This is a genomic window from Amycolatopsis rhizosphaerae (genome assembly GCF_007713715.1).
Lineage (GTDB): Bacteria > Actinomycetota > Actinomycetes > Mycobacteriales > Pseudonocardiaceae > Amycolatopsis_E > Amycolatopsis_E rhizosphaerae.
The window spans coordinates 1-1,504 of the sequence record NZ_VJWX01000828.1 but is presented as its reverse complement, the minus strand read 5'-3'; the positions used below and the strand labels follow the sequence as shown (position 1 = coordinate 1,504).

Below are 1,504 nucleotides of genomic sequence, written 5' to 3'. Positions count from 1 at the left end.
GTGAGGGGACCCCACGGTCGATTCGGCTGTGAGGGGGCCCCTCACGGCACTGCGCAGCCCTGCTTGCGGGCGGGTCACTGCGGAGAAAGGCGCCCCCCTCGCACGGGCCGAACGTGGCACTCGGGCTGCCGGAAGGTGGGACACAACCGCCGGAGGGTGGGACACAACCGCCGGAAGGTGGGACTCGCCCATGCAAGGACCGACTTTGCCGGGACCCTGGTCGTAAGGGCTGTGAGGGGTCCCCTCACGGCACCCATTCCCTCACCAGCGCGGGACACAAGCGCACCGCCGAGCAGACCGGACATCGCCCTGATTTTCGTGCTGAAAGAAAAGAAAACCTTGTTGTTCGAAGAATGAGATGGCGTTGACGCTTTCCTCCGCCAGGGATCGAATCGGAACCGGCCGTCCTCCGGGTCCCCTTCCGAATTCGCTGGGAGAAGAGCATGTCCCATCCCCTCGTCCGTCTCGCCGTCGCCCTCGACGGGACGGGATGGCATCCGGCGGCGTGGCGTGAGCTCCGCGCTCGCCCCCGCGAATTGTTCACCGCCGGATACTGGGCGGACCAGATCCGGGAGGCCGAGCGGGGCCTGCTGGACTTCGTCACCATCGAGGATTCGCTTGCGTTGCAGTCGGCGGACCCCCGGGTGCCCGACGAGCGCACGGATCAGGTGCGCGGCCGCCTCGACGCGGTGCTCGTCGCGGCCCGGGTCGCGCCGCTGACCCGCAACATCGGCCTCGTGCCGACCGCGATCGTGACCCACACCGAGCCGTTCCACCTGTCGAAGGCGATCGCGACGCTGGACTACGTGAGCACCGGCCGGGCGGGTGTCCGGGTCAAGGTTTCGGCCTCCGCGCACGAAGCCGCGCATTTCGGCCGCCGGGCCGGGCACGAGGAAGGCATCGAGGACCTGTTCGCCGAGGCGGCGGACTACGTCGAGGTGCTGCGGCGGCTGTGGGACAGCTGGGAGGACGACGCGGAGATCCGCGATCGCGCGACCGGCCGGTTCATCGACCGCGACAAGCTGCACTACATCGACTTCGAAGGACGGTTCTTCCGGGTACGCGGCCCGTCGATCACGCCCCGTCCGCCACAGGGCCAGCCACTCGTGGCCGCGCTGACCCACCAACAGATCCCGTACCGGCTCGTCGGCAGCTCCGCCGATCTCGGTTTCGTCACCCCGCACGACGCCACCGAGGCGCGGCGGATCGTCGCGGATGTCCGGGCCGCACAGGAGCGGGCCGGGCGGTCGGCGGAAACCGTGCACGTCTTCGCCGATCTCGCGGTGTTCCTGGATTCCAGCGAGGCCGCCGCCACCGCCCGCCGCGACCGGCTCGACGAACGCGCCGGCACCCCGTACACCAGTGACGCGTCCGTCTACACCGGAACCCCGGAGGGTCTGGCCGATCTCCTACTGGACTGGCGCTCCTCGGGCCTGAGCGGATTCCGCCTGCGCCCCGCGACGATCCCCCACGATCTCGAGCAGATCACCCGGCACCTCGTACC

At 69.7% G+C, this 1,504-nt stretch carries 1 protein-coding gene; it reads left to right on the top strand.

Features of this window, described 5'->3' with window-relative positions; translation table 11 throughout:
- Window positions 1-443 precede the first annotated feature (443 nt).
- Window positions 444-1,504 (top strand): LLM class flavin-dependent oxidoreductase (locus FNH05_RS37210; RefSeq protein WP_144593512.1); only part of this gene is annotated, 1,061 nt, incomplete at its 3' end.